This window comes from Olivibacter sp. SDN3, from assembly GCF_014334135.1.
GTDB lineage: Bacteria > Bacteroidota > Bacteroidia > Sphingobacteriales > Sphingobacteriaceae > Olivibacter.
In genome coordinates, this window is record NZ_CP060497.1 from 3,601,523 (window position 1) to 3,622,764 (window position 21,242).

Annotated in this window: 18 protein-coding genes; 8 read left to right on the forward strand and 10 right to left on the reverse strand. The window is 40.2% G+C overall.

What is annotated here, in order from left to right; translation table 11 throughout:
• Positions 1–259: 259 nt before the first annotated feature.
• The gene (locus H8S90_RS14960) at positions 260–763 is read right to left on the reverse strand and encodes a dihydrofolate reductase family protein (protein WP_187338667.1); all 504 of its coding nucleotides are present in this window, start codon (positions 761–763) and stop codon (positions 260–262) included.
• A 94-nt stretch (positions 764–857) separates the two neighbouring features.
• On the opposite strand from H8S90_RS14960, the gene H8S90_RS14965 reads away from it, so the two are divergent.
• Entirely contained in the window at positions 858–1,205 is a 348-nt protein-coding gene (locus tag H8S90_RS14965) for a helix-turn-helix domain-containing protein (protein ID WP_187338668.1), read from the forward strand.
• A gap of 550 nt (positions 1,206–1,755) precedes the next feature.
• Here the strand turns inward: H8S90_RS14965 and H8S90_RS14970 are convergent.
• Entirely contained in the window at positions 1,756–3,984 is a 2,229-nt protein-coding gene (locus H8S90_RS14970; RefSeq protein ID WP_255501617.1) for a glycoside hydrolase family 95-like protein, read from the reverse strand.
• Between the two features lie 301 nt (positions 3,985–4,285).
• Here H8S90_RS14970 and H8S90_RS14975 point away from each other — a divergent pair, with 301 nt between their 5' ends.
• The 4 genes from H8S90_RS14975 (at position 4,286) to H8S90_RS14990 (ending at position 9,334) form a co-directional block, all read left to right on the forward strand.
• Positions 4,286–5,032 (forward strand): SDR family oxidoreductase, encoded by a 747-nt coding sequence (locus H8S90_RS14975; RefSeq protein ID WP_187338669.1) that lies wholly within the window; start codon positions 4,286–4,288, stop codon positions 5,030–5,032.
• Positions 5,033–5,129: 97 nt separating this feature from the next.
• A complete protein-coding gene (locus H8S90_RS14980) occupies positions 5,130–6,044 on the forward strand; it encodes an AraC family transcriptional regulator (protein ID WP_187338670.1) in 915 nt (304 codons plus the stop codon).
• Positions 6,045–6,408: 364 nt separating this feature from the next.
• The gene (locus tag H8S90_RS14985) at positions 6,409–7,848 is read left to right on the forward strand and encodes an amidohydrolase (RefSeq protein WP_187338671.1); all 1,440 of its coding nucleotides are present in this window, start codon (positions 6,409–6,411) and stop codon (positions 7,846–7,848) included.
• 343 nt (positions 7,849–8,191) lie between these two features.
• Positions 8,192–9,334 carry an acyltransferase gene (locus H8S90_RS14990; protein WP_187338672.1) on the forward strand — a complete coding sequence of 381 codons (1,143 nt, stop codon included), beginning with the start codon at positions 8,192–8,194 and terminating at the stop codon, positions 9,332–9,334.
• A gap of 77 nt (positions 9,335–9,411) precedes the next feature.
• Here H8S90_RS14990 and H8S90_RS14995 read toward each other — a convergent pair whose 3' ends face one another.
• Entirely contained in the window at positions 9,412–9,837 is a 426-nt protein-coding gene (locus H8S90_RS14995) for an SRPBCC domain-containing protein (protein ID WP_187338673.1), read from the reverse strand.
• Between the two features lie 451 nt (positions 9,838–10,288).
• On the opposite strand from H8S90_RS14995, the gene H8S90_RS15000 reads away from it, so the two are divergent.
• The gene (locus H8S90_RS15000; protein ID WP_187338674.1) at positions 10,289–10,567 is read left to right on the forward strand and encodes a hypothetical protein; all 279 of its coding nucleotides are present in this window, start codon (positions 10,289–10,291) and stop codon (positions 10,565–10,567) included.
• A 62-nt stretch (positions 10,568–10,629) separates the two neighbouring features.
• On the opposite strand, the gene H8S90_RS15005 is transcribed toward H8S90_RS15000, so the two are convergent.
• Positions 10,630–11,025, reverse strand: a complete 396-nt coding sequence (locus tag H8S90_RS15005; RefSeq protein WP_187338675.1) for a VOC family protein — start codon at positions 11,023–11,025, stop codon at positions 10,630–10,632.
• Positions 11,026–11,034: 9 nt separating this feature from the next.
• Positions 11,035–11,451: a GNAT family N-acetyltransferase gene (locus tag H8S90_RS15010; RefSeq protein WP_187338676.1), complete on the reverse strand. Its 417-nt coding sequence runs from the start codon at positions 11,449–11,451 to the stop codon at positions 11,035–11,037.
• A 420-nt stretch (positions 11,452–11,871) separates the two neighbouring features.
• Between H8S90_RS15010 and H8S90_RS15015 the strand changes: the two genes are divergently transcribed.
• On the forward strand, positions 11,872–12,312 hold the full coding sequence (locus tag H8S90_RS15015) for a pyridoxamine 5'-phosphate oxidase family protein (protein ID WP_187338677.1): 441 nt from the start codon (positions 11,872–11,874) through the stop codon (positions 12,310–12,312).
• A gap of 72 nt (positions 12,313–12,384) precedes the next feature.
• Here the strand turns inward: H8S90_RS15015 and H8S90_RS15020 are convergent, their stop codons facing one another.
• From H8S90_RS15020 to H8S90_RS15040, 5 genes are all read right to left on the reverse strand, one after another.
• Positions 12,385–13,167 carry an NIPSNAP family protein gene (locus H8S90_RS15020; protein WP_187338678.1) on the reverse strand — a complete coding sequence of 261 codons (783 nt, stop codon included), beginning with the start codon at positions 13,165–13,167 and terminating at the stop codon, positions 12,385–12,387.
• Between the two features lie 183 nt (positions 13,168–13,350).
• Complete coding sequence (locus tag H8S90_RS15025) at positions 13,351–14,985, reverse strand: S41 family peptidase (protein WP_187338679.1); 1,635 nt, start codon at positions 14,983–14,985, stop codon at positions 13,351–13,353.
• An 83-nt stretch (positions 14,986–15,068) separates the two neighbouring features.
• Positions 15,069–16,388, reverse strand: coding sequence for a S41 family peptidase (locus tag H8S90_RS15030; RefSeq protein WP_187338680.1), 1,320 nt, complete (start codon positions 16,386–16,388; stop codon positions 15,069–15,071).
• A gap of 121 nt (positions 16,389–16,509) precedes the next feature.
• Positions 16,510–18,015 carry a M56 family metallopeptidase gene (locus H8S90_RS15035; RefSeq protein WP_370525646.1) on the reverse strand — a complete coding sequence of 502 codons (1,506 nt, stop codon included), beginning with the start codon at positions 18,013–18,015 and terminating at the stop codon, positions 16,510–16,512.
• Between the two features lie 26 nt (positions 18,016–18,041).
• Positions 18,042–18,407: a BlaI/MecI/CopY family transcriptional regulator gene (locus H8S90_RS15040; RefSeq protein WP_187338682.1), complete on the reverse strand. Its 366-nt coding sequence runs from the start codon at positions 18,405–18,407 to the stop codon at positions 18,042–18,044.
• A gap of 301 nt (positions 18,408–18,708) precedes the next feature.
• On the opposite strand from H8S90_RS15040, the gene H8S90_RS15045 reads away from it, so the two are divergent.
• Positions 18,709–21,051, forward strand: coding sequence for an ABC transporter permease (locus H8S90_RS15045; protein WP_187338683.1), 2,343 nt, complete (start codon positions 18,709–18,711; stop codon positions 21,049–21,051).
• The last annotated feature ends 191 nt before the right edge of the window (positions 21,052–21,242 follow it).

Sequence of the window (21,242 nt, forward strand, 5' to 3'; positions counted from 1 at the left end):
GCTTCAGATCATATTACCTTATGTTAAATGCCAATATAAGAAAATTATCAGTCAACGCTAATTACTCCGGTAACTCTCTCAGAATTTTGAGATAATCTTGATTGCCAGTAAAATTATTATGTCTCTCACCTCTTAAGGTGATAAATTTACCCTTCGGTTTAAGGAACTTGGGTAATTTTCCCCAAGAACCGTAATAAACAATATCGTCTGCAGCGCCAAACATTTTAGCCAGCCAATAGTGCACTTATTTACTGAAACCCTATCTGGTTAAAAAGAGTTGAATAAATCCATCGTTAACAATATGGTCAGCCAGCCTGAACTTTGTGTTTAGATCAATGTTATTGGCTAATACACCACCGTCTCCGGTGATTATCGGACTGATGTTAAAGTAAATGTCAGTCACTAAATTCTTTTCAATAAAGGAGTTATAGGTTTTGGTGCCGCCACCTACTGCAATCTCTTTGAAACCTTTTTCATACAGGTACTTAATAGCTTCCTCAGGCTTGCTCACAACTTTATGCTTATCCGTTGTCTGTGGTTCTGTTGATAATAACACAATTTCTATCCCGGAAAAAACTTCTTTATTATCATCGGGAATTTGCTGAAATAGTTGATAAGTTTTTTTTCCTATTACAAGGTTGCCAGTTTGTTTTGCAAATTTTAAATAGAATGCCATAGCTTCTTGCGGTGTGTCATGATTGGGATTATCAGACAATAGTACTTTCCCGTTAACTGAAATGTTTGCAATTACTGTTACTTTCATGATTTTATATTTTTGTTTGAGAGACAAACCTATTTTATATTTACTTTATATTTGCTATTCATTACCTTTAAGAAAGTAACTATATATTTATAGTATGAGAGATTGCAAAGAGAAAGACAACATAAAAGAACGAACGCTGGCACTGAGAGATACGATTGATTTATTGGGTGGTAAATGGAAGATTTGTATCCTAAGGAATCTATCTTTTGGTACGATGAGGTTTAAGGATCTACAGGAAACAGTTGTGGGAATTACACCTAAAGTCCTGTCGAAAGAATTACAAGATTTAGAACAAAATTTGCTGATAACAAGAACGGTGAACAATACCAAGCCTGTTACGGTTTCGTATGCCATAACTGAACACGCTAAACATACGGAACCTGTTATCGAAGCCTTGCTTGATTTCGGGTTGATACATCGGGAAAAAATTAAGCAGAAATAAAAGGTACGATAAACTTTTTACTTCGCTCAATTCCAAAGTGTAATTTTATGACACTCCGCTCGCCCTGCACCCAAAGCAAAATGAAAGGGCTGGCGCAAATGCTATTGCCAGACCCGTGATATTCAGAAGTGAGAAAGCACGATCCTTTACCAGGAAACGCCAAGCTGGTTTGAGATATTTGTTTGTCATGGAGTCGATTTGGTCTATTGGCTTTACACATTCAAATTCAAATATTCTTAAAAAAGAAGAGACATCGTCTAATGGGAAACTATTTGCAATGAAGTTGCCAAAGACAAAAGACGTTCATATTCAATATGTTAAAAAAATTTATCTTAATTAAGTGTACGTATTTGAACACTTATTGTCCGTATTCAGACAAAGTGGAAACTAAATATTCTATTCTACTCATAAAAGCAACTTATAAGTAGCCCCAAACGTAAACCAAAATAAATAGAAATCGAAGGCCGAGGATTACGTTAAAAACCAATTTCTGCGATAGCCTTGATATTTGCTCCACTTTGCGTCAAAGGTAAAGTTGAATAAAAAAATCTTAAAGGTGGTTGTCAATTAATTTTATTGTTTCGTCACTGTTTATCTGAATAGTAGTAAAACCTCGTTCATTTCTGATGCGTTCTTTGCCCGGCTCGTCGGCCATTTTAAAGGTTTCTGTAGGTAATTTCAAGCGTATTACTCCGCCTTTTTCAGCCCGGATACGTATTTCTTTGTAACGGCCCTTTTTCTTTTCAGCACTTATTAAAAAACCTCCTTCAGCCCGTAAGTTTCGGAATGATACATCTTGCCAAGCTTGCGGTACGGCCGGAAAAATTTCAACATAACCATCCTTACTTTGTAATAACAGTTCATGAATCCCCTGCGCAAAGGCGAAATTTCCTTCCAAGGTAAACGGCCTGTAAGTAAATGCTGAATATTGCCCTCCCTTTTGATCGCCATTTAGGTGAAAGGAGTTAATAGAACAAAAGTTATTTGCAAATTTTTGAAGGTTCAGTACTGCGCTATCTGCCTCTTTTGCCCGTGCATACATACAGGCTATCCAACTAAAGGAATAGCCTACCCAGGCTCTTGTTCCCAGCTTTTCCAGATGCCTCAGCGAATTTTTGATAAGTTTTTCTTCTTCCGGGTGCCGCACATCCAGCAATGTCAATGGATAGATGGCCATATACGGTGAAAAGTGCCTGTGCGAATGTTCCATAGGTTCTTTCAAAGAAACCAATAAGCCAGTAGTATCCGCGCTATAAGCGGGCAGCTCCTTTTCTACACGCTCCCAATCCAAGGCTTCATTCTTTCTTCCCGATGCTAAGCTAAGCTCAGCTGCCGCCTTGAAAATAAATTTTGCTAAGGCCAAGTCATAATTCGTCCAATCTTTAAACCAAGCCTCTATCGCATTATCATGATACTCAGGACTAGAGCTTAATGGTAGATAGCGTTGCCCATTTTTTATTTCAGTTATGTTCCGTAGATAAGTGGCTACTTGCGTAATATAAGGGTAAGCCTTTTTTTTCAGAAACTTTTGATCCATGCTGTACTTCCACTGCCAATAGAAATGCTGGGCAGTCCAGGCACCCACCGTAGGCGATAGGGAATACTGAATCCACCCTCCCATGGGCGCTCCCTGCAGGGTAACCACGCCCGGCACATTCAATCCCTCTACCTGGAAATATTGTTTCGTGTAGCGCAGATTTTCCTTCCGAATTTTCCAGAGCCAATCAGTAAAAGTTTCTGCCTCCGACAACCTATTCCCTGTATAAGCCGGCCAGTAGCTCAACTGTGTGTTCAGGTCGTTGTGAAAGTCGCCTTTCCAGGGCGGCAATCCACCATTATCTGCGGTCCATATAGCTTGCAAAGTGATGGCAGGCGCACCTTTTCTAGCCGTAGCCCCCAGTTTGTACATCTCTAAATAATACTGTTTCTCCAATGTTTTGTCGGGTAGAGAAACGTGTGATTTACTCCAAAAATCTTCCCACCAAGCTAAGTGTTTAGCCAGTGATTTAGCGGAAGACGCCGATGATACATCGGGCAATTTTGCTGGTTTATTATTGCTCACAGTCCATAATCCGATCCATCTTCCAACCGCTATCTTTTGCCATTTAATCAACACTTCATAATACCGGCCCTCATAGGTAACCTGACGGTATAATAGACTATTCCCTTCGCGTTTTACGCCCCCCTGTTGATAGCCCAAGCGGGATAGGCTCTGTCCATCTACACTATTTTTGGCAACACCATCATCCGGGAGATTTACATATGCATGAGGTGCTATCTCGGGTAATATTTCTGTCAGCTCCCCGCCTTGAATCTCAAAAGAACCAAAAGGCTCCGTTGCATGTACATAAGTAATCAACTGCACGCCACTATCAAATACAATCGTGTTGATAGCCTGCGCTATATCTAAGGTATTACTGAGCACCTGGCCCCATTTTTCTACGTTAAGCTCCAGCGCAGCTGCCGGCAATTTAGTCGGATAAGGAGAAGCCTCATAAGGCATATCACCCCATTCCTGAACAGACTTATAATCCTGACTATCAACACGATTTTTTACCCATTTAAAGTTATGATGCTCGAGGTTAAAGGCTTTGCGTTCATCCCACAGATCCGCTCTATCTAGCGAAAACCTTAGCTTTCCTTCCTTCTCCCAAATCAAGGTGCCAAGCATTCCGTTGCCCAAAGGCATCGCTTCATCCCAGCGATTAGCGAGCTGATCGAAGTGTATAGAATAGTTTAATGATTCCTGGGCGCAAAGTAGCCGAATACTAAGCAGCAAATAAATACAGCAATATTTCTTAAAAGCATAAAATTAGATTTATACCTCAAAATATAGATAACCACTATGAATAAATGAAATGATATTACCTCATTTATAAGCAATCTTACCCTAACATCCAATAATTAATCGTCTGTCCATAGATCGGGCAAATACCTTCATAGATTGGGACAAGTGTACATGGGAATAATGAACCAACTTTGTATCATCATTTAAGGAAATGATATGACAGCATGCACTGTATCAAATAAGTTCTCTGAGAAATCAAGGTAAAAATTCAATAACAAACAAATAAAATCGTATGAATTTAAAAGACAAAGTTGCACTTATCAGCGGTGCATCAAGTGGAATCGGTGAAGGTGTAGCCAAAGCATTGGCAGCGAAAGGTGTAAAAGTCGGCATAGCGGCAAGAAGACTCGATAAGCTAAAGACGCTCGAGGAAGAGATTACAGCAAAAGGAGGCGAAGCCTTCGCCGTCGAAATGGATGTGACTAATCCTGATAGTGTTGAAAAAGGGGTGAAAGCCTTAAAAGAGCATTTCGGAAAGATTGACATTTTGGTCAATAATGCAGGTATTATGCCGGCTGCGGATATTGACACCTTCAAAACAGAAGAATGGACTGCGATGGTGGACGTAAACATTAAAGGTATATTAAATACTACCGCAAGTGTGCTACCGGAATTGATAACACAGCATAGTGGTCACATCATCAATCTATCGTCTATCGCCGGGCGTAAACTTTTCAAGGGTTTGGCCGTTTATTGTGCGAGCAAACATTTTGTCGCAGCTTTCTCTGATATTATGCGCATGGAAATCGGAAAGAAACATAACATCCGGGTAACCAGCATTCAACCGGGGGCGGTAGCGACAAATCTCTACGAGCAGATAACAGATAAAAATTACAAAGAAGGAATGGAAGGTCTTCGTGAACAGATGACTTTCCTAAGTCCGGAGGATATCGCACACAGTATGATCTATGCATTGGAGGCTCCGGATCATGTAGATGTGTCCGAATTGTTTATCCTACCTATAGATCAGGAGTGGTAAGCAAAGAGCGACAATCAACTTTGGATAGTGGTAAGGCTTAAGGCTTCCGCTGTCCAAAGTTTTACTATTTTTATGCATATAAAGTAAAATCATCATTATGCGCATTGATTTACGGTTTGATTCGATACAAGCGTTTCACGATTTCAGCAACCTACCTAAGACCGAACACCCATTGATCAGTCTGATTGATTACAGTGTAGTGAAGTATCCACCCGAGTATACGGATATGCGCTGGGTTCAGAATTATTACTCGATCGGCTTAAAACGCAATGTAAGCAAGAAATTCAATTACGGACAGCTACCCTATGACTTTGATGAAGGCGTACTGACACTAGTTGCGCCACAGCAGGTGATCCACATCGAAATCGATCCCGATGCAGAAAGCGATCCTTCGGGCTGGCTATTGCTGATCCATCCGGATTTCTTCTGGAATACATCCCTCGCGAAAAAGATTAAACGGTACGAATTCTTCGGTTATGCAGTAAATGAAGCGTTATTCCTTTCCGATAAGGAAGAACAATTACTGATAGCTATTTTTCGGCAGATCCGAAAAGAATACCAGTCGCATATCGATAAATTTACACATGACATCATCATCGGACATCTTGAACTGCTCCTGCGCTATACAGAAAGGTTTTACCAGCGGCAATTTTTAACCCGTCGCAAGAGTAATCACCAGATACTGGAACAGATGGAATCTGTATTGGACAGCTATTTTGAAGATGATAGTCTTGCGCTTAAGGGAATTCCTCCAGTCACACAAATTGCGGAATCGCTCCATCTGACACCCAATTACCTCAGTACGCTGTTAAAAATGCTTACCGGATTAAGCACGCAACAGCATCTGCAAAGCCGGCTCATCGCAAAGGCCAAAGAAAAACTATCAACCACAAACCTATCTGTAAGTGAGATTGCCTATACCTTGGGATTTGGTCATCCCGCATCGTTCAACAAATTCTTCAAGAGCAAAACCCAGATGTCACCGGGAGAATTTCGTTCGACTTTCAATTAGAAAACAACGGAAAAATTCTTCATAAACATCCTTGCTGTTAGATTTTCGGTGCATACCGGCAGACCAATCTGAAGTAAAGCATTTGCTGTCGAAATAATACGATCTCATATATCTATAACCTTACAGTTTTGGTGAAAATATTTCGTTCCGGGAATGCATAACAACGTATTAAGTAGATTTTATCCAGTAAAAACGTTAATTTTGGTTTCAGATCGGCGGCTTTTCTTGCCCTGGCATATAAAAAAGTGGAGATTCTTCTTCATAGTATGCGAATGATCGTTGATATTGGAGAAGTAATCTGCCAAAATATTTTATATAGTCGCTTTCATTTAACACAACGTACTGCTTAATAATAAGATTCGATATGAGAAAACTAACCTTGACAATTTCCCTGTGCTCCTGCATTTTCTTCTCAAGTTATGGACAAACAGAAGACCAAAACCAGATACTGGCCTATATTGAACAGAATGGGCAGGATTATGGTGAGATATCCCGACAAATTTGGGAATTTGCCGAAGTAGGCTATCAAGAAGAAAAGAGTGCAGAGCTTTTAAGAAATCAGTTAGCAGAAGCTGGTTTTGAAATTACGGAAGGAGTTGCCGGTATGCCTACGGCATTTATAGCATCATACGGAAAAGGACAGCCCATCATCGGAATTTTAGGGGAATACGACGCCCTGCCCGGACTGTCACAGACGGATGAGCCAACACCGCAGGCCAGGGTAGCGGGTGGAGCGGGCCACGGCTGCGGGCATAATTTATTCGGTTCCGGTTCGGCCTTGGCTGCGGTGGCAATTAAAGATTATTTGGCTAACTCGGGTAAGTCTGGAACTATCCGTTTCTATGGTACTCCTGCGGAAGAGGGCGGTGCAGGAAAAGTGTATATGGTGCGCGAAGGCTTGTTTAATGACGTGGACGCCGTATTACATTGGCATCCCGGTAATACGAATTCAGCCTCGGCAAGTTCTTCCCTTGCTAATAAATCAGCCAAATTCCGTTTTTATGGAAAGCCTGCGCATGCATCCAGTGCTCCAGATCAAGGAAGGTCTGCGCTGGACGGTGTAGAAGCGATGGACTATATGACCAATATGATGCGGGAACATATTTCATCTGATACTCGAATTCATTATGTCATTACCAAAGGGGGCGAAGCCCCTAACGTTGTTCCAGCTTTTGCCGAAGTATACTATTATGTTAGACATCCGGAAGTAGATGAAGTGAAAGAAACATTCGACCGTATAGTGAAAGCTTCAGAAGGAGCAGCCATGGGCACAGATACCCGGGTTGAGCACGAAGTGATCCACGGTATATACAATTTATTGCCTAACAAGACACTCTCGCAAGTGATGGACAAAAACCTACGGATCGTTGGTGGTATATCTTACACGCCCGAAGAGCGTATTTTGGCTGAAAAATTGCAGGCTACTTTTGACAAAAAGCCCCCCTTGGACGATGCCTCAAAGATAGCACCTTTTGAAGTTAGAGAACGTGGCAGCGGTGGTTCTACCGACGTAGCAGATATAAGTTGGAATGCCCCTACCGTAGGGCTGAGTACGGCTACTTTTATACCGGGGAGCCCAGGGCATAGTTGGCAGGCTGTAGTGGCTGCTGGAAGCAGTATTGGAAGAAAGGCGATGGTCAATGCATCCAAAACAATGGCTCTTACAGCTTACGAACTTTTTAATAGTCCGGAAGTGTTAGCAGCAGCCAAGGAGGAGCTGGACGAACGTCGAGGAAAAGACTTTCAATATCAATCCTTGGTTGGCGACCGGAAACCTCCACTAGACTATCGTAATAATAACTAATCGTTCAGGCTGCCTATTTCAGGGTAGGCAGCCTCGATTTTCTCTCATCATGTTGTGCGAAAAAACGAAGATGTTTAGAATAATATAGAAGAAGCCGTCTCATAAGTTAACCATGAGGCGGTTTTTCTATTTTAAGGGATTTACTTTGTAGCGCGTGGTTGTGGGACGCAGGCAATACCTGCGGGATCAAGCCTTGGTTAAGTGTAAAAATGAGACTATCTGTTTGGGTTTTGATACTATTTGGTCGAGTTCAGATAAGTTATTTATTTAATTTTACAAATCCATTAAATAGCAATTTTTAACCATCTTATTATTAAACCCTAAATTCCATATCCAAAGATCAATGAATAATAATAGCCTTTCCGCAAAGCCACACTACCTTATATTAGACGGCCTTCGCGGTGTCGCAGCTATAATTGTTGTAACATTTCACCTGACCGAGCCATTATCGACCGGTAATTTAGATAACCTCGTCAATCACGGTTACCTTGCTGTTGACTTTTTCTTTTTATTATCAGGTTTCGTGATCGGCTATGCTTACGACGATCGCTGGAATAAAATGACCGCTGGCAATTTTTTAAAACGCCGTATCGAACGTCTTCAACCAATGGTGGTTTTGGGGATGACCCTAGGCGCTATAGGCTTCTATTTTACGGATTCTACGATATGGCCGCTCATTCATACTGTTCCTGTCTGGAAGATGCTACTGGTGATGCTGATCGGCTATACTATCCTGCCCGTACCATTATCGCTTGATATACGCGGCTGGGAAGAGATGCACCCCCTGAATAGCGTGGGATGGTCATTGTTCTTTGAATATATTGCCAATATTCTTTATGCTATCTGGATCAGGAAATTTTCCAAAACGGTATTAATTACCTTGGTGGGCATCGCTGCTATCGCACTCGCACATCTGGCAATCACAAACGGCGACGTCAGTGGTGGCTGGACGCTGAATGTGGAACAGGTACGCATTGGGCTGACCCGTACCATGTACCCTTTTTTTGCCGGTCTGTTGCTTTCACGTATAGCAAAGCCTACACGAATTAAAAATGCCTTTTTATGGTGCAGTCTTTTAGTAGCTATCTTACTTTATATGCCGCGCATTGGCGGCGCTGAGCATATTTGGATGAACGGGATCTATGAATCTGTTTGCATTATTATCGTTTTCCCGCTTATAGTGTACCTTGGCGCCAGTGGTGTGGTGCAAACTACAAGGGAGAGAAGGATATGCAAATTCTTAGGTGATATATCCTATCCGCTTTACCTGGTACATTACCCGCTGGTCTATTTTTACGTTGCCTGGATCAGCGATCATCAAGGCATAACGATCGTACAGGCGTTGCCCTATGCGTTACTTATTTTAATAGGTAGCATAGTTTTGGCCTACGCCGCATTGAAATGGTATGATGAGCCGGTTCGCAAATGGCTGCGGAAAAAGTTTGCGCCGGATCGGAATACGGTCAATGTGGTAGCCAAGAAGTAACTGATACCTATTAATAAGCTTTTAAGCTTAGCGAATTGTGTAACAAAACTTCAAACTGCGCTAGGAGTGGTGATGTTTTATTCCTCGGCTAGTTCCTTTATTGTCTGTAAGGCCTTTTTGGTTGCTGCATCCATTTCTTTAAAATATTCCTCGGGCATATCCGAGATTAGCGATAAGGTGGTAACATCATCCTGCTCTTCTAACGTATATTTTTCACGCAGATTTCCGAGGCTCTGGCCTTCATTTCCCGCTTGCAACTCATGGAGGTGATGAAAAGTTATCTCGCGGTTTTCCGTCAATGATGCAACTTCACTTTCCATCCCGTTGTTATCGGGATCTAGGAATTTGACGCGGCCACCCTGCTTTAGATCGCCGGTATAGCTTGACCCAGGCATATATGCGGCTGCCCATTTTTTATAAGTATCTTTACCCCACAACACCTGCCAAACTTTTTCGGCTGGTGCATTGATATTGATCTGTTGGTCAATTGTCTGTGCTTTCATAATTGTCGATTTATAAGTGTTGACTAAATTTCAATAGCCACCATTATTTAAACGTCCAACACAACCAAAAGTTTTTGGTAAAAATCTATCTCACATATTACACCAATTTTTAAAAAGGTCTAGCCAGAATAACTCTTTAGAAGCTTTGACAGAAAAATTGAACCAGCTGATGCCTCCAAACAAGAGACCCGCAATTTTGCTGGTTAAGCATAGCCTAAGTATAAGCCAACGACGATTTACAAAAATGGTTAAAATCATGTAGTTAAATACAACGTAACTACTTATTTGTCTGGTGGCGTCAACCCATTCGCCAACTAAATAATCCAGCTCGACATCCAACCTTACCGATTTCATTGTAGGTATTGTCGGGCGAATTCACTATTGGGAAACACTTGCTGATGCGAATTAATTATCTTTGTCGGAGCCATTACCAGTAATTGCATTATGTCGAATGAATAAAGTCAAAGATAACTTGGAGGTAGCAGTTTTTACGACGAAATATGTGTTGGAGGGTAAATCGCCCATACTATATGTTTATCATTACGATGACGGAAGCTGGCAGTTTAATGGAAAAGAGCGGAACATAAATGATGAGGATTATCGGATAATCTCTTTAAGTGAAATCGTTGAGCTGGATACGACAATCCAAGGTATTTTAGACCTACCTTTAGGCTTTGAAGCGTTCCGAGAGACGAGAGATAAATCTTGGCAAATTATTTCGGCGAATTGATATGGTCACATATAATTTATTCTAAAACGATAATCTTCTTGTTTTGGCAATTGTAATCATTTTCAGTGTAAGTGAACAAAATCTTTAACACGCAGATCGGATATTACGATCCTATAGCCATCTGGGTCGGCAATCATAATACCATTATGTTCCCAATAAGGGTTTTTGGGTGTTAAAGTGGCAATGTTATGTTGCTCGATATTTCCCATAATACGTTTATATTCTTCTGTAGTTTTTGGATAAAAAACTAGTAAATCATCCTCTCCAAAATTAAAATCTATTTTTTCAGATGAGCTCGTGAATTCCAAGTGCCAATCTAAGTCAGTCTTACCGAGGAATACACCATCGTATCCGTCATGATTTTCGAAAGAGCCGAGTATGTTTAAATCAAATATTCTCATATAGAAAGCTATGAGGAGCCCTAAATCGTTGGTATGCCGTGCAATTCGAAGTTCCATGATAATAAATTAATGAGATGACTTTTCCATCAAGCTGTCAGGTTCGGCTAGTGCCTTAAATCCGTATTTTTTATAGAGCCCATGGGCATCTCTAGTTGCCAGGCGCCACCGTGGTACATTTTTTAGCTCTTCATGTTGCGTGATTGCTGTCATAAGCATTTTTCCCACTCCCTTATTTCTATAGGCATCCAGCACAAACACATCGAGTAACCAAGCGAATACCGCATAGTCAGTTATCACTCTGGCAAAGGCAATTTGTTGATTTTCCGTGTTAAAGACAGCAAAGCAAAACGAGTTTTCTATAGATTTGGCGATAACATCTTTGCTTCTACCTTCTGCCCAGTAAGATTCCATACTAAGAAAGTTGTAAACCATTTCGATGTCTATTAGCGATTTGTCAGTCGATATATAAAAGTTTCGCTCCATGGATGTTGCCGTTAAAATTTCCTAAAATTATCATTTTTCCTGTACATCCCGTTTTTGAAGTTTAAATATCAATACTTTCTGTCATCTCATCGTTATTCCTCTTCTTCTCTTTGTTTACGATAACCGGATTCATCTAATAAGCCATTCGAACGGTGCAACCGGGGTGTTTACCTACCTGCTGTTAGCGCCTAGTCTGTATGCTGGTTTCTATGGGTTGAACACCCGCTCCAGAGAGAACTTGGAGGCACACGCCACCATCAGTGAAGACCTCTTGCGTGATCCTCATATCACTGCCCTGAGCTATTCGCTCTACTTGCCCACCACCGTAATATCTATCCCCTAACTAAAAGGAATATTTACATTGGCGAATATGCTCTAAAATATATTATGTATTTTTAGTGAAAATAATGGTTTACACCCATGCTGGGAGAATTAAATAAAAGAGAAATAATAGATGTTTTAGAAAGCCAGTTCATTGGCCGTCTGGGATGTCATTTAAATGGTGAAACCTACATTGTACCTGTCAACTACGTATACCAAAACAATGCGATATATGCACATTCGGGCGAGGGGAAAAAAATAGAAATGCTTCGCGCAAATCCGCGCGTTTGTTTTCAAGTGGATGAAATTGATAACATGTTCAAGTGGAAGAGCGTGATTTTGTGGGGAACCTTTGAGGAATTGAAAGGTGTAGAACGCCAACAGGTCATGCAGGGCTTAATTTTGCGTATTATGCCAAACACGAATGATCCCGCGCGGAACCCTTCTCATGGGATAAATCCAGCGCTTCATGACGCGCTGATCGTTTACCGCATCAACATCGAAGAAGCAACGGGACGTTTCGAATCGCACGGTGGATAGTTAAGCACCATATCCAAAGATAAAAACAGGTTCAAGCACTTTGCTATTTAGCAAAGCGGTTCTCTTTTTACGCTATATTTGTGAATAGGATGTTGGAACCAAAAAGGTGTTGCTAATTTTAGAAATCGTATTGGCGTACTGCGGATCCGTTACTAATTTCTTCCATTCGGGGTCGGCCACGAAAGCAGCCCATCCTTTGTCGCGTTCTTCCATACTATTGCACGTAATCATATAAGTCAGACGTGGCAGCTTGTCGCCGGCAATCACTTCGCCACAGAATACAGGATTCAATTTCGCTCGATTAAAAATGGGAAATTCACCATCGTTAAACATTTTAATTTTTCTTCTTACCGCGTCTTCACTATAGCCCTCATACGTTCTTAATTCGAATATCCGGGATGCATCCGATGGGACGATCATTGACGGAAAGCCATCAAAGGCAATCATCAAAGAAGAGGTAAAACGGTTGTATACGGCTTTATCAGCCGGTATGCTGTTGTAAGCTGCGCTATTTTTAATATAATCCGCATCCGCTTTTAGTTTTATATTTATGGCTAGATAGTTGTCGAGAGACGAATAAGGCGTCAGTAAATAAACTTTGGCCGGTTCTGATGGTCTCCATTCTTTGAAGACACCAACTTTTTTTACTCCATATTTATTCAACGCAGGAATAAGCGCTATTTTAAAATAATTTTCCAGTTGATTCAGATCAGAACCGAAACGTGCTTCATATTCACGCCATTCATATACTTCCTTTTGGGTTGATGGCTTATCAGCCGCTAATAATGGGTTAGCTGAAACAGATGCACCTGCAGCAGCTACAATCGAAGATTGGAGGAATTTCCTACGTTTCATATTTATTCGGGTTTACTATGTAAATGGTTCTAAGTGTCTAAAGATAAAGATATTCATATAATGAATCAATATCTTTACATACCTCTTTTTCTGAGCTTAGTGACAGTCCCTGTGGTAAATCTATACTGAACTGTAACTATTTTATATACGGCCCCTAGCCGCATAATATACCAAGCTCATCTGCTATTGAGTTTCTTTTTCTGCCATGTTTATGGCCTGTTCCATTACTATGTCTTTTCCTGATAGGATATCACTAAGTGTTTGTTTGAACGTGTAGTCAGGAGAAATACCTTCTGCTCTTTGAAAACCATTAACAGCCGTTTCGTAAACATATTTAGGGCAGAATAAGGTGAGCCCGGTATTGGATAATGTGTATGGAATGCCGTTCGTATTGCAAGAATAGGAAGAGGCGCTTTTTTCTCCTACAAAAGTACCGATCTTATGATATCTCAAAAGCGATAGGAGATGTCCGGTGGAGGAAAAACATCCACCATCGATTAATACATATACCTTGCCATTGAAGTGGTTCTCAGCAGAAGCAATCGGCCTTTTTAGGCCGTCTAAATCGGGTAGCGGAGCGACATTGGAGTAGGTAAACTCGTGCGGAATCAAATATTTTAAAAGATAAGCAGTATGGTGGGGGCTGCCGCCACCGTTGCCACGCAGATCCAGGATGAGCCTGTCAACTCCTTCGCTCCGCAGTTTTGTAAAGGTCTCTTCTAAAAATCGATTTCTGATGCTTGTATCTGGAAAATCTAAAGTTGGATAACTCAATACTGCTGCTTTTTTATTTTCTAATACATGTAGTTGATGACGTTTGGCTAAGGGAGGAGGCATATTCGCTTTAAAGGTGGGTTCGTCTATCGCCTTTAAGTTTAAGTTACGATGTTGCCCAGCTGTATCTATCACGTCAAGATTATAATCTTCCAGACCATACCAATAAGGCATTTCTCCCAGAAACCAACTCATTGGCTGGTTTATCAGGTAATATTGTACATCAGGGTGTATACCATCGGCAATGGTGCGTGCCAGCAAATTCTGAATGCGCTCCATGATGGGAGTGCTGTTAATCGATTTTACTTCGCTGCCGATTGGCAAATCTTTAACAGCACTGTATCTTACAAAAGCGCGCTCCCCTTCGTAATAAAGAACAAAGGGGGAGAATTTACTAGGCTTTGATCTTTGAAATTGGCTTGAAGGGTCAATCCTAGTATGCCCACAATGTATCTTGGCTACCAAGGGCATGAGCAAATAACGAAACGCTATTTCATTCATTGGTTGGTTTATCGAAGCCAGCAGGCTGTCATAGCTATGTTCGAATACTTCTTTTGCTGTAAATTCAAAAGGCCGTGGATGATTCTCGCTTAATATGTTTTTCAAAGAACTAAGGTCGGCCTTAAGCTGTTCAGCCGAATACATTTTATCTGGACTGAAATGGCCTGAAGCTTCAAGACGCTGCGCTTCAATCTTTTCGCCATGTTGGTTGAGTATCACTTTTACAATCGATCCGTTATCATTTAGTACAAAAATCATTTGTACATTTTTGTCCTTCTTATCTGCAAAAGTATGATCATTGATCTGAATGATAGGGATTGGCTGCTGGCCGGGGGGTACAACTGTCAATTCGCCATTGACAACTTGGAATGTTAATACGAAATTGGGCGAAATAGCATACTTGCCTACGTAAACAGCTAGTGCTTCGTGATTGCCCAACGTCGTATCAAGCTTGCTTTGTCCTCTTGCATCAAGATTCAATGAAAGCGATATCGAAATGAAAAGAATACAAGTATAGAATATCCGAGTACTATGGGTTAACATGATCTGAAAAGGTTAGTATCTGAGTTGATTTTTTATTTACGATCTATTACTTGCTTTAAACCATGTGTAGTTAATAAATCATATCAGTCAATCAATGGTTTTTCAACAATACGGCCATTCTGAAAAAGTAAAAAAATGCGAGATGGTTTCCCCGTTTCATCTACATCAAATTGAACCTGTGCATTTTTATCTAGTACAAAAAGATGATCTTTAATGAATGTCAATTGGAAAAGGTTGCCGCCCAATTCATCATTTTTACACCACAATTTACCTCCTTCTTTGTAAAAGCTTAATCCGCCTGTATAGGTGCTTGGGAAGAGTTTATCCAAACTATCGGGCACAGGTGGTTTTTCTTCTGCAATTAGCTTGTTCAAAGCCCAGTTTAGATGCCTTTTTTCCCCTTCATCTTCTGTTTCCTTTGCCAGCCCCTCTAATATGGCTTTCTGAGCAACGGGCAAAGCTTGATCGGCAGTTACAGGTACATCAGGTTTTACACCGGTTGCTTCCCAATTGGTTTTGGTATGAGGATTCCATGATCGGGCATATGGAATGCTCATGCGAACACCTTGGCCAATCAAAAATATTTTTTTGGGATGGGCACCTCCACCTGTCGTTTCACCAACAACGATCGCCCGGTTCACATTTTGCATGCCGTAGCTGAAGTCTTCCGCACCGGAGAAAGTGAGTGTACTTGTTAATATATAGACAGGCATGTCTAAAGCTAAACCATTCGTTTTGGCAGGATCCGCATAATAATAGGTAGTATCATTGCCAGATTGGTCAATAATCGTATTTATAAGTTTTTTCTCTTTAAAGAAGAAACCCTCCAGGTAACTGACCATTTCAGGATCACCTCCACCATTCCATCGTAGATCAATAATAATCGCACGGGTATTGGCGAGGAACTGAAGTGCAGACAAAACGATCGACTTAGCACCCTCAACATCACCCGTAAAGCCATTTAAAAGCAAATAGCCAATGTTGCCCGTCAGTATCTCCACTTTTTTAAACTGATAATTTTGACCTTTTTCATACAGCTCGTACTGAGCTATTTCGTCTTTGGTAGGTTTTAACTCACCCTGTTTCAGGCTTGCAAAGTGTGGATCATAATCCATTCCCATATGCCCATCGATATGCACCTGACGTATATCATTGTTTAGTGCTGTAAGAAGCATCTTCGGGTCTGCAATACCCTCGTAAGCCTTGGTTCTGAATCTTTTTTTTAAATGTTGTTCGATCGTAGCTGCTTTTTCGGGAAAAACATAATGGTTTTTCAGGGTTAGGCTTATCGAATCAATTAGTCTAGCGACATCAATTTGTGTAACTTGTTCCTGTGCCACGGTTCTGCTTCCTGCAATCATAAATAAGCTATTCAGAATAACTATTAAATAATGTTTTTTCATATATTTATTTTTTTGACGGCTGGTGAGAACGCTATATAAATAATGGTTGCTTATTTATCCGTATTATTTGCCTGTCGGTTTATCAATTAATTTACAGCGAAGCTGGTACACTTGTTCTTTCTTAATGATTATCTTTGTCTCCTGCACTTGTCGATAATGGATTGGTTTTAACTTTATGCCATATGTCTTTATCAAATGCAATTGCCTTGATTACGGTCCCATGTTCGTTGCGAATAAATTCTAAAGGAAAATTTCCACGTTTGGAAAAAAAGAGCGTGCTTGATTCCGGAAATAAAGTGATATCATTCCCCGTCCAAAATTCGTGCAGTACAATCTTGTTCGGAGCGGCTGTAATTTTAAGCTGTCTATCTCCTCCCTGATATTGATAATATCCTTCTAATTGTTCAAGGCTTTCCGGCGGAAGCATTACCTCCTGTTTGGCAACGGATTTATAATCCTCTATCTTATTCCATACATCCTCCTCGAAAGCCAATACCTTCGCGATCTTACCATCGGCTGATTCTATAAACTTAAGGGGAAATTGTTCCGCTGCATTATAAAAATTAAGATCCTGCTGCTGTTCAAAAGAAATGGTTCGATTATCCCATGATTGTTCCAATGCTAGTTTACCGTCTTGGTTCATGATGTGGATAAGTACATGTTTCGCCCCGATATATTGATAATAACCTGTCAGTTTATCGTAGAGCTTATTGAGGGCATCATTGTCAGCATAGCGATGCGGTCCGTCAACCAGCTGTATTGTAATATACAGGCAAAGAAGGAACGGGACGGCAAGCAAGTGTTTGATCAGGTGGATTTTATCAGATGGTCCCATATTCATCATCAGGATGCGTTGCTTTAGCTTGGAAGATTGAAGCGAGTTCATCACGGGTAAGGGTGTAACTTTTGATATATTTGCCAATAGCTGATATTGATATTTTTTTGGATGGATTCCGGATGCTAAAACAGCCTCATCGGCTAAATGCTCCAGATTTAATTTCAATGATTTTTTCAGGCCGAACATAAGCGGGTTAATCCATAAAGCGATATGTAAACACTCGATAAGCAAGATATCTATACTGTGCCATTGTCTGCAATGTGCCTCCTCATGTTTCAAGACATGCCTATATTCATCCAGAGAGAGCAGTTTTTTATTAACGATAATGTAATTGAAAAAAGAACATGGTGCCAGTTCTTTCGTGATATCGCAATAAACGAGATCGTCCGCTCGATATTTACTGCTTTTTTTAATAATTTTTCGGACTTGTAAAAGCTGTCGGATCAATCGGATGGCCAATCCAAGCATCACTACCAGATATACATGAAAAAGGATGGAAGATAGCGGCAAGCCGCCGGAAGCTAGGGGAGAGACGAGTGACTTTGAAAATTCGTTTGTTTCCAGCACCTGTCCATTTAGCATTCCGGTAGAATTTATAATGGTGCTGTGTAAGTCAAATAAAATCGGAATTCTGTCGGATATTCTGATGTCTTTGGTAAATGAGATTAATGGGAGTACGATGCACGACACAATGGTGCCGAGTAAAAAAATACGGTTGTAAATAAGGAGCTTACGCGAGCGGCACAACGCATAGTAGAAAAAATACAATCCAGAAAGGATAATATTCACTTTTAAAAACTCGCTAGCGTTTCCATTTATCCTCGCTTTTTTTTCTCTATTATATCAACGATTTCCTTTAGTTCTTCCAAAGATATTTCCTCCTCTTCCGCGAAGAAACTAACCGCATTTTTAATCGAACTACCAAAGAAACTGGCCAACAGAGGTCTTAAAAATTTATTAGTGTACGCTCTTTTGCTAATTGCAGGTACGTATCGATAGGTTGACCCAAAATCTTCAATTTTTAAATATCCCTTGTCTGCTAATCTTTTCATGGTAGTGGCAACGGTATTAATATGCGGTTTAGGAGGAGGTAATTCTTCTCGTACTTCTTTAGCAAAAGCTTTTTTTAGCCGCCATATAATGTGCATCAAAGCCTCTTCTTTTTCACTGAGTCGTTTCATTATACAAACATAAAACTATTTTTGTAATTTTAAAACTACAATTGTAGTTTTTTTGTATCTGTTTTACAGTTAGTTTTTTCATCTTACTGCATCTTCACTATAACCTTCATACGCTCTTAATTCAAATATCCGGGATGCACACGATGAGGTTTATGAGCATAGTATTTCAATTGTTCAAAATCGTACATTAAGTGTCCACATCCGAACACTATATAATACACAATAACCCGCATAAGTGCTGTAAACGCTGATGAACACTTTGGCAGTAATATTGGGTTGTAAATCAATTATATAGATCATTATGATAAAAAGCTATTTCGTAACCGCTTTCAGAAACCTTCTGCGAAACAAATTTTATAGTGCAATCAATATTGTAGGCCTTACGTTGGGGCTAGCAATAGGCATACTTATTCTGCTGTGGGTTCATGATGAGTTAAGTTACGATCGCTTTAATAATAATGCAGATCACATATTCAAAGTGAGTTCATCGGTGGGTAGTGGCAGCACGAAACAGGTATGGGATGGTGCTCAAGCTCCGCTTGCCGAACATGCGCTAAAGGAAGTCCCTGGCATCAAGAATGCGGTAAGAGTAGCGCCCAGAGGAGATAACGAATTTTTTAAATATGACGGAAAGATTTTTGAAGCGGGGGAGATGCTTTATACAGATGCGTCTATTTTTGAGGTGTTTGATTTCAAATGGATAGCCGGAAACATTCATAACCCATTTCCCGATAAGCAATCAGTCGTTTTGACCAAAAGTACAGCCAGTGCTTTTTTCGGAAAGAAAGACCCTATTGGAAAGGTTTTGGTTGCAGATAATAACCAAACCTATACCATTACCGGTATTACAGAAGATTGTCCGCAGAATTCGAGTATTCAGTTTGATATGCTATTTCCCATTACCTCCATAAGCGTGTGGGATGCCTTTTTATCCCAAGATTGGTCGCGTTATATTTTTAAAACCTATTTAGAACTGGAACCGGATATCTCGTTAAATACCATTAAAGAAAATCTGAAACGGGTTCATTTAAAGCATCAACCCCTTGCCGAAAAAGAAGGCAGTTATCTTTTGCAACCGCTAACCAAAATACATCTTTTTGATGCGGAAGGAGCATCTTTAGGAATGCGTACCGTACAAACCTTTTTTGTCGTTGCGCTCTTGATCTTATTGATAGCCTCCATTAACTATGTAAACCTCTCCACTGCCAGAATTTTATTCAGATTTAAAGAAATCGGTGTCAGGAAAATTGTGGGGGCCGGGCGAAGCCAGTTGTTTTTTCAATCTATCGTTGAAACATTAATGCTCTTTCTGGTAGTAGTTGCCTTAGTATTACTATTTATTTACGCAATCATTCCACATTTCAATACGATTACAGGAAAAACTATCACGTTTAGTCTACTCAACATAGATGTATGGAAAATAATTGGTGCAACGCTACTTTTCACAATGCTGGTTTCCTGTATCTATCCTGCCATTTCATTGGCTAAACTAAAACCCATCAGGAGTTTACAGGGAAATACAGGCAACGGTATGAACAATAATCTATTTAGAAAAGTACTGGTTGTTGTACAATTCATGTTTTCTATCGGTTTAATTACCAGTATGCTAATAATCGAACAACAACTGAGTTTTATTCGGGAGAAGAAACTAGGTTACGATAAATCCTATGTAATTTCATTGCCCATGCATGAAATTCAAGATCATTTTTCAACCATTAAGAACCAGTTAATTTCTCAATCCGGTATATTAGCCGTAAGCAGCGCTACTTCCAGTATGGTCAATCATGAGCTGGCTACTACCGATACGCATTGGGAAGGTAAAGATCCAAACAGTACGTTCCTTCTCCATACAATGGAAATCGACAGGGATTTTATGGAGATGTTCAAATTGTCTGTTAAAGGGAATAGTTTTACCGGCACAAAAGCTGATTCAGCTCATTTCATCCTAAATGAAACTGCTATCAGGGAGGCGGGTTTAATTAACCCTATAGGTAAGAAATTTTATTTGAATCATGTTGAAGGTACGATTATAGGTGTCGCAAAAGATTTTCATTTTGCATCATTGAAAGAAAAAATTAATCCGTTGGTATTCACTTATAAACCTGCAGGACAGCAGCTGTTTGTTAAAACTACCGGTAAAAATACAGCGGCGGCCATAAGTAATCTCGAAAAAATATGGAAAAAATATAATGGAGAGCATTTATTCCGTTACAGTTTTTTAGATGAAGATTACGATCAATTGTATAAATCAGAACAGCGTACGGGGTGGTTGTTTAAGATCTTTTCAGGCATTGCCGTTTTTATTTCATGTATAGGCTTATTTGGGCTGTCCATTTATAGTTCACAGGCACGGGTGAAGGAAATAGGCATTCGCAAGGTTTTAGGAGCTACCGTTTCAAATATTACCGCTATGCTTTCTTTTGGCTTTTTAAAACTTATAATGATATCCATGGTGGTAGCTTTTCCAATATCTTGGTTTCTAATGCAACGGTGGCTTCAAGATTACGCCTATCGAATTTCCATTCCCTGGTGGATCTTTGCCATAGCCGCAGTACTCAGCATATTTATTGCCAGTTTGACCATTGGCTTTCAATCGATAAAAGCTGCTCTGACAAATCCCGTTAAAAGTTTACGAAATGAATAATCTCAATGCTTTTGTAAACGTGCATTAAATCCCTTGATTCTATCCTTATTGCCTGTGATAAAAATGGAGTTCCAATTCTTTAAAGTGTATTATCGAATGCACCTTATTGTTTCAAAAATAATTCAGGTAAAGATAGCATATGAATTTTGTATAAAGGAGAGATGCAATCCCTGTTCACTTTGTTCATTCCC

Excerpts from the sequence above, each read along its gene's own strand:
- H8S90_RS14990 (WP_187338672.1), top strand. The coding sequence starts at position 8,192 with ATGAATAATAATAGCCTTTCCGCAAAGCCACACTACCTTATATTAGAC.
- H8S90_RS14975 (WP_187338669.1), top strand. The coding sequence starts at position 4,286 with ATGAATTTAAAAGACAAAGTTGCACTTATCAGCGGTGCATCAAGTGGA.
- H8S90_RS15015 (WP_187338677.1), top strand. The coding sequence starts at position 11,872 with ATGCTGGGAGAATTAAATAAAAGAGAAATAATAGATGTTTTAGAAAGC.
- H8S90_RS14980 (WP_187338670.1), top strand. The coding sequence starts at position 5,130 with ATGCGCATTGATTTACGGTTTGATTCGATACAAGCGTTTCACGATTTC.
- H8S90_RS15005 (WP_187338675.1), bottom strand. The coding sequence starts at position 11,025 with ATGGAACTTCGAATTGCACGGCATACCAACGATTTAGGGCTCCTCATA.
- H8S90_RS15040 (WP_187338682.1), bottom strand. The coding sequence starts at position 18,407 with ATGAAACGACTCAGTGAAAAAGAAGAGGCTTTGATGCACATTATATGG.
- H8S90_RS14965 (WP_187338668.1), top strand. The coding sequence starts at position 858 with ATGAGAGATTGCAAAGAGAAAGACAACATAAAAGAACGAACGCTGGCA.
- H8S90_RS15000 (WP_187338674.1), top strand. The coding sequence starts at position 10,289 with ATGAATAAAGTCAAAGATAACTTGGAGGTAGCAGTTTTTACGACGAAA.
- H8S90_RS14995 (WP_187338673.1), bottom strand. The coding sequence starts at position 9,837 with ATGAAAGCACAGACAATTGACCAACAGATCAATATCAATGCACCAGCC.
- H8S90_RS15030 (WP_187338680.1), bottom strand. The coding sequence starts at position 16,388 with ATGAAAAAACATTATTTAATAGTTATTCTGAATAGCTTATTTATGATT.
- H8S90_RS14985 (WP_187338671.1), top strand. The coding sequence starts at position 6,409 with ATGAGAAAACTAACCTTGACAATTTCCCTGTGCTCCTGCATTTTCTTC.
- H8S90_RS15020 (WP_187338678.1), bottom strand. The coding sequence starts at position 13,167 with ATGAAACGTAGGAAATTCCTCCAATCTTCGATTGTAGCTGCTGCAGGT.
- H8S90_RS14960 (WP_187338667.1), bottom strand. The coding sequence starts at position 763 with ATGAAAGTAACAGTAATTGCAAACATTTCAGTTAACGGGAAAGTACTA.
- H8S90_RS15025 (WP_187338679.1), bottom strand. The coding sequence starts at position 14,985 with ATGTTAACCCATAGTACTCGGATATTCTATACTTGTATTCTTTTCATT.
- H8S90_RS15010 (WP_187338676.1), bottom strand. The coding sequence starts at position 11,451 with ATGGAGCGAAACTTTTATATATCGACTGACAAATCGCTAATAGACATC.
- H8S90_RS15045 (WP_187338683.1), top strand. The coding sequence starts at position 18,709 with ATGATAAAAAGCTATTTCGTAACCGCTTTCAGAAACCTTCTGCGAAAC.